The 6,477-nt window shown below is 36.2% G+C and carries 8 protein-coding genes and 1 pseudogene; all 9 read left to right on the forward strand.

Features of this window, described 5'->3' with window-relative positions:
• Positions 1 to 244: pseudogene (locus AACY61_RS06855) on the forward strand (hypothetical protein); the annotation flags it as partial.
• A gap of 24 nt (positions 245 to 268) precedes the next feature.
• Positions 269 to 1,924 (forward strand): NAD(P)/FAD-dependent oxidoreductase, encoded by a 1,656-nt coding sequence (locus AACY61_RS06860; RefSeq protein ID WP_339610834.1) that lies wholly within the window; start codon positions 269 to 271, stop codon positions 1,922 to 1,924.
• 46 nt (positions 1,925 to 1,970) lie between these two features.
• Positions 1,971 to 2,873 carry a dialkylrecorsinol condensing enzyme DarA gene (locus AACY61_RS06865; protein ID WP_339610835.1) on the forward strand — a complete coding sequence of 301 codons (903 nt, stop codon included), beginning with the start codon at positions 1,971 to 1,973 and terminating at the stop codon, positions 2,871 to 2,873.
• A gap of 19 nt (positions 2,874 to 2,892) precedes the next feature.
• Positions 2,893 to 4,026, forward strand: coding sequence for a beta-ketoacyl-ACP synthase III (locus tag AACY61_RS06870; RefSeq protein WP_339610836.1), 1,134 nt, complete (start codon positions 2,893 to 2,895; stop codon positions 4,024 to 4,026).
• On the forward strand, positions 4,027 to 4,464 hold the full coding sequence (locus tag AACY61_RS06875) for a hypothetical protein (RefSeq protein ID WP_339610837.1): 438 nt from the start codon (positions 4,027 to 4,029) through the stop codon (positions 4,462 to 4,464).
• A 2-nt stretch (positions 4,465 to 4,466) separates the two neighbouring features.
• Positions 4,467 to 4,925, forward strand: coding sequence for an ABC transporter permease (locus AACY61_RS06880; protein WP_339610838.1), 459 nt, complete (start codon positions 4,467 to 4,469; stop codon positions 4,923 to 4,925).
• The gene (locus AACY61_RS06885) at positions 4,922 to 5,323 is read left to right on the forward strand and encodes a hypothetical protein (protein WP_339610839.1); all 402 of its coding nucleotides are present in this window, start codon (positions 4,922 to 4,924) and stop codon (positions 5,321 to 5,323) included. The genes AACY61_RS06880 and AACY61_RS06885 overlap by 4 nt, the downstream gene beginning before the upstream one ends.
• 3 nt (positions 5,324 to 5,326) lie before the next feature.
• On the forward strand, positions 5,327 to 6,322 hold the full coding sequence (locus AACY61_RS06890) for a BtrH N-terminal domain-containing protein (RefSeq protein WP_339610840.1): 996 nt from the start codon (positions 5,327 to 5,329) through the stop codon (positions 6,320 to 6,322).
• A 2-nt stretch (positions 6,323 to 6,324) separates the two neighbouring features.
• The coding region (locus AACY61_RS06895) for an ATP-binding cassette domain-containing protein (protein WP_339610841.1) at positions 6,325 to 6,477 on the forward strand (153 nt) is incomplete at its 3' end.

Genomic DNA, 6,477 nt, shown 5'->3' on the forward strand with positions numbered 1-6,477 from the left:
TTCCAGATTAAAAGTCCCGGTTGCTTATGTATATGTAATGAAAGAGCCTAACCTCCATTACCATTTATACACCCGCGAGGCGAATGTTAAACATCGTGACGCTCAGGGGTTGCTTGAAAGTTACACTGCAAGTGTTGAATCTATGCTGAAAAAATACCCCCTTCAGTGGTTTAACTATTTTGATTTTTGGAATGATTTAGAAAATAAAAGTTTAGAAACTTTGGGCAATATCAAGCATCCATAGTGAAAGAGTAGAAATGAAAATAGTATGGAAGAATATGACTCAATTGTCATTGGATCAGGAGCAGGAGGCCTCTCGGCAGCTCTTTGTTTAGCCCGTGAAGGGCAAAAGGTGTTGGTTTTAGAACAGCATGATGTTCCCGGTGGTTGGTGTCATAGCTTCACTTTAAACGGTCAGCGATTTAGCCCAGGAGTTCACTATATTGGTCTTCTAGATGAAGGTCAATCAACAAATTTATTATACAGAGGACTAGGTATCTCAAATGACCTTGTGTTTTTTAGAATGAACAAAACAGGTTATGATCATTGCATAATTGGCGACTATAAATTTGATTATCCTGCTGGAATTGACAATTTAAAAAACAAGCTCGTTAAGGGTTTTCCAGAAGAAGAAAAAAACATAATTAAATACCTTCAATTAATTGAAAAGGTTAACTATGAACTTCAATTAATTCCAAAGCTAAAGGGAACCTGGCAAAAATTAACGGCTCCCTTCAGGACAAAACATTTTGGGAAATTTGCGCTTTTTAGCCTCAAAAGAGTAATAAACTGGCACATAAAAAACCCAAAATTAAAGGCAATTTTAAATGCACAATGTGGTGATCACGGCTTACCTCCTGAAAAAGCAAGTTTTCCTGTTCATTGTTCTGTAATGAACCATTATTTTGATGGTGGGTTTTACCCTATGGGCGGCGGCAGCGGAATTGTTAAAGCTATGACCAATAAAATAAAAAGTTATGGTGGAGTCATCAAAACAAAACAACGGGTTAAACGTATTCTAATAGAAAAGAACAAAGCCTATGGAGTTGAATTGGAAAACAATCAAAAGTTAATCGCAAAGAATATCCTGTCAAACGCCGATCCATCAACAACTTATTTAGAACTAATTGGCAGAGAATTCTGCAGTAAAAAACTTTTGAAAAAGGTTGACAAGACCGTTTATTCTGTCACTTCACTAATATTGTTTTTAACACTGGATGTTGATGTAACCAAATATGGAATTGATTCCGGGAATATTTGGAAGTATAAAGATGATGACATTGATTTTCATTTTGAGACGCTCACAAAGGGCGATGTTTTAGCCGGAGACGAGTTTCCTGCGCTATTTATTAGTTGCACTACTTTAAAAGACCCGGCAAGTTATAACGGAAGATACCATAACTTCGAGATGGTGACTTATGTAGATTTTGATAGCTTTAAAGAATTTAAAGGCAACATAGACTACCAATCACCCAAATATGAATCCTTTAAAAAAAGAATTATCGAAAAGTTTTTAAACACGATCGAAAAAATAATTCCACCTGCAAAAAAGCACATCGTTCAAGTAGAACTTGGCACGCCTAAAACAAATCAATACTATATTAACAGCACTAGGGGTAATGTATATGGAACAGAAAAATCCTTTTGGCAATTAGGGCCTTTTACCTATAAAAATAAAACTGAAATCGAAAACCTGTTTCTTTGTGGCGCCAGCACCCTTTCACACGGTGTGACGGGAGCTACCTATTCAGGGGTTGAGGCTGCGGCCGCCGTCTTAAATTGTGAGTCAGAGGAACTTCTTATAGACAGGAATAGCAAGAAAATAGATATATTTGACGCTGAGAATCCATCAACCTGGAGCGCATACATCCATAAAAAAAGGGAAGACAAAAGAAGATCATTTAAAGAAATTAACACGACTTAAAACAAAGAAAAGAGACTCATCACATTCGATTCTAAAAAGAATATACATGAAAAACGTTCTTGTTCTATATTACACCCAATCAGGTCAACTGAAGGAAATTGCAAAAAGCATTACTACTCCTCTGGAAGAAAATAAAAATATAGCAATGACTTTTTGTGAAATAAAAATGAAAAAGCCATTTCCTTTTCCCTGGAACAAAGCTGCTTTTTTTGATGCTTTTCCAGAATCATTTTTAGAAGTTCCAGCAGAAGTTTTGCCCATTGACCCGACCATTTCTCAAACAAAGTTTGATTTGATTATTTTGGCATACCAAGTCTGGTTTTTATCAATTTCTATTCCCGTAAACTCCTTTTTAAACAGCAATCAGGCAAAAAAACTTTTTAAAGACACACCTGTTGTTACTGTTATTGGTTGCCGAAATATGTGGGTTGGTGCTCAGGAAAAAATGAAAAAGCATTTGGAAAATCTTCAAGCAAAACTGGTGGGAAACATTGTGTTGGTTGACAGAGCTCCCAATTTAATAAGCGTGATTACGATTGTGCAATGGATGTTTTCAGGAAAGAAAAAAAAATATCTTGGAGTCTTCCCAAAACCGGGAGTTTCTGAAAATGATATTGAACATGCACAAGAATTTGGTTTCCATATTAAGCAGGCTTTATCAATTGATAATTTTGAGCTTCTACAGTCTCATTTAATTAATGAAAGAGCTGTAGAGGTGAATGATTATTTACTGAAAGCAGAAACAAAAGGCGCACGAATTTTTAAAAAGTGGGCTCGATTCATTATTACAAAAAAACGCTCTAGAAAATTGTGGCTTAAAGCTTTTAATGTATATTTATTCCTTGCGATTTGGATTATATCTCCAATTGTATATATTTTGCACCTACTAACATTTTTGTTTACCAAAAATGCCAGAATTAAAAGAAAAAAATATTATCAAAGTGTTTAGCACTTTTTAGAATAAATTTATGAATGACGTTTACATAACAAAAGCAGGAAAATGTTTGCCCAATGAACCCATTTCAAACGATGAAATGGAAAGTTATTTGGGTCTCATCAATGAAAAAGCCTCAAAGGCCAGAAGGATTGTTTTGCGCAATAACGGAATTAAAACCCGCTATTATGCACTTGATAAAAACGGAAACCCAACTCATACCAACGCAGACCTAACAAACGCTGCAATTGAGCAACTCTATGACGAGTCGTTTTCAAAATATGACGTAGAAATTTTATCATGTGGAACCTCAACTCCCGACAATTTATTACCTTCTCATGCGGCCATGGTTCATGGGTTGATGAAGAACCAGTCAGTAGAGTTGAACTCCTCTTCTGGGGTGTGTTGTGCGGGAATGAATGCATTAAAATTTGGGTATCTTTCCGTAAAGTCCGGAAGTACCCAGAATGCAGTCTGTACAGGTTCAGAAAGAGTTTCAAACTGGATGCTTGCAAATAAGTTCAACAACGAAGTGGTCAACCTTCAAAAGCTAGAAGAGCAACCCATTGTAGCTTTTAAAAAGGATTTTTTAAGATGGATGCTTTCAGATGGTGCAGGAGCTTTTTTACTTGAAAACAAGCCCAAAGGAAAGGTGTCATTAAAAATTGAATGGATGGAAGCCTATTCCTTTGCCCACGAGCTGGAGGCATGTATGTATGCAGGGGGTGACAAGCAGGAGGATGGTTCCATCAAACCCTGGGCTGATTATGACCCAAGTCAATGGTTGTCAGAGTCTATTTTTGCCATTAAACAAGATGTAAAGCTTCTGGACGCCCACATATTAAAAATCGGCTCAGAATGTATTAAAACATCACTTGAAAAGCACAAGGTTGATGCCTCTGAAATTAATTATTTTTTACCTCACGTTTCCTCCCATTATTTTATTGACAAACTTCAAAAAGAACTTCAGAAGAGAAACATTCATATTCCGGAAGAAAAATGGTTTTTAAATTTAAGTAAAATAGGAAACGTTGGTTCAGCTTCAATTTATATTGTGGTTGAAGAGTTAATGAGTTCCGGCAAGCTTCAAAAAGGAGATAAAATCATGCTTATTGTTCCTGAAAGCGGAAGGTTTTCTTATGCCCATGCCTTTTTAACAGTATGCTAAATGAAAAAAAAATCAGTGCCTATAACAGACCCAAAAGTGGTTGAAACCCTCATTCCACAAAAAAAACCATTTGTTATGGTGGATGCTTTGTTTACATTTTCTGAAAACACGCTTCAATCCGGTTTACTTGTTTTAGACGAAAATATTTTTGTTAAAAACCATTTTCTACAAGAGTCTGGCATTATTGAACATATGGCACAATCGGTTGCTTTATACACAGGGTATCAGTACTATTTAAAAAACCAAGAAGCCCCTACAGGGTATATTGGGTCAATCAAACAAGCTACTGTATTTAAACTACCCAAAACCGGCCGTCAAATTACTTCAAGAGTTCAGGTTTTACAAGAATTTGGGGGAGTTACTTTGGTAGAAATAGTCACCAGTTCAAATGGTGAAAACATAGCAAGTGCTCAAATGAAAACTGTTATAGCTCAATAAGTATGCAAACACAAACTGTCGATATTAAAAAATACCTGCCTCACCGTACACCTATGTTAATGGTAGACGAAATTATATCGATTGATGATCATCAGGTTATTACGAATTTCAAAATTCAAAAAAATAACATTTTCGTAAAAAATAACATGTTCCTTGAATCTGGTTTAATTGAAAATGCTGCCCAAACGTGTTCAGCCATAGTTGCGCAACCTTTGTTTACCAGCACAAAAAAGTTTTTAAAGAAAGAATTAAAGGTCATTGGTTTTATAAGCGCCATTAAAAATCTTAAAGTACACCAATTGCCACAAACAGATAGCTTGATTCAAACCAAAGCAGTTCTGGGCTCACGATTTGATACTGATGATTATGCACTTTGCACGATGTTCTGCTCTACCTTACACGAGGAAAACCTGCTTTTTGAAGCTGAAATCAATTTATTCATTCAAGAGGAAAGATTATGAAAAAAGAAGAAGTGCCTCAGGATAAAAGCAGCCTTTCTGAAAACGAAATCACAGAAGTATGCTATGCGGTAGATGAAAACGGAAACTATACCAAAGTTTCCAGCAAAGGATGGAAGCCCAAAACCATTGTTCAGAATGAAACACTTCAAATCCTAGAAGAGCGCATTGCACAGGCAAGGAATGATGTAAAAAACGGATTGGTCTCTCCCATTGTTTATTTTATGGAATTTCACAAAATGGATATGAACATCCTGGCAGATTATACCGGATACTGGAAGTGGAAAATGAAAAGACATTTCAAACCCAAAGTATTTCAAAAACTTTCTGATAAAACACTTAAAAAATATGCCGACGCATTTGACATAAGTGTTGAAGAATTAAAAAATTTCAAAGGCTAAATGATAAAGACAGATTTTACACATTATCAGTCCGCTCATTGCGAAAACGGTGTTGCTTCAAACCTTTTGAGACATCAGGGAGTTAGTATCAGTGAACCCATGATTTTTGGAATCGGCTCAGGCATCTTTTTTGTTTATTTGCCTTTTTTAAAAGTGAATTATGCTCCTGTTGTGAGTTTCAGGCCCATGCCGGGACTGATTTTTAAACGAGTTGTAAATAAGTTGGGTATTTCGTTAAAGCGAAAAAAATTCAGGTCTGAAAAAAAAGCTGCGTTGGCACTGGACGAAAATTTAAAAAACAACATTCCAACAGGACTTCAAGTGGGCGTTTACAATCTGACTTATTTCCCTGATGAATACAGGTTTCATTTTAATGCCCATAACATAGTAGTTTATGGAAAAACCGATGAAGGTTATCTAATAAGTGACCCTGTAATGCCAGAGCCCACAATTCTAACCGAAAGGGAATTGAATAAAGTGCGTTTTGCAAAAGGAGCCCTTTCGCCTCAAGGGCAAATGTATTTCCCCACAAAAATACCTAGGGAACTAAACATCGAAAAAGCAATTGTTGCCGGTATTAAGAAAACCTGCAATCACATGCTTGTTCCTGCACCATTGATTGGCGTAAGCGGGATAAAATATGTTTCAAAACAAATCAGAAAATGGCCCAAGAGACACGGAATTAAAAAAACCAATCACTATCTGGGTCAGATTGTAAGAATGCAGGAAGAAATTGGAACAGGTGGCGGCGGGTTTAGGTTCATTTATGCAGCATTTTTGCAGGAAGCATCTGAGGTATTGAAAAATGATCAACTTAAAGAGCTTTCAAAAGAAATGACAACCATTGGTGATCAATGGCGCGATTTTGCAGTCAATGCGGCCCGTGTATATAAAAACCGAAGCAATCAGGATGACGTCTATAACAGTCTTGCTGATGAATTGCTCAATCTCGCAAACCTTGAAAAGCAATTTTTTAAGAAACTCAAAAAAGCAATTTGACCTTGTTGACAGCTATTGAAATTAAAAGCTTGTTTAAAAAATACAAAAATGCCGATACATTTTCTGTAAAAGATTTATCGATTACTGTGGCTAAAGGTGAAATTTTTGGTTTGTTAGGGCCCAATGGAGCAGGAAAAACAACGTTAATTTCGATG

The organism is uncultured Planktosalinus sp. (assembly GCF_963973675.1).
GTDB lineage: Bacteria > Bacteroidota > Bacteroidia > Flavobacteriales > Flavobacteriaceae > Planktosalinus.

Coding starts and splice junctions, on each gene's coding strand:
- AACY61_RS06860 (WP_339610834.1), top strand. CDS start 269: ATGGAAGAATATGACTCAATTGTCATTGGATCAGGAGCAGGAGGCCTC.
- AACY61_RS06865 (WP_339610835.1), top strand. CDS start 1,971: ATGAAAAACGTTCTTGTTCTATATTACACCCAATCAGGTCAACTGAAG.
- AACY61_RS06870 (WP_339610836.1), top strand. CDS start 2,893: ATGAATGACGTTTACATAACAAAAGCAGGAAAATGTTTGCCCAATGAA.
- AACY61_RS06875 (WP_339610837.1), top strand. CDS start 4,027: ATGAAAAAAAAATCAGTGCCTATAACAGACCCAAAAGTGGTTGAAACC.
- AACY61_RS06880 (WP_339610838.1), top strand. CDS start 4,467: ATGCAAACACAAACTGTCGATATTAAAAAATACCTGCCTCACCGTACA.
- AACY61_RS06885 (WP_339610839.1), top strand. CDS start 4,922: ATGAAAAAAGAAGAAGTGCCTCAGGATAAAAGCAGCCTTTCTGAAAAC.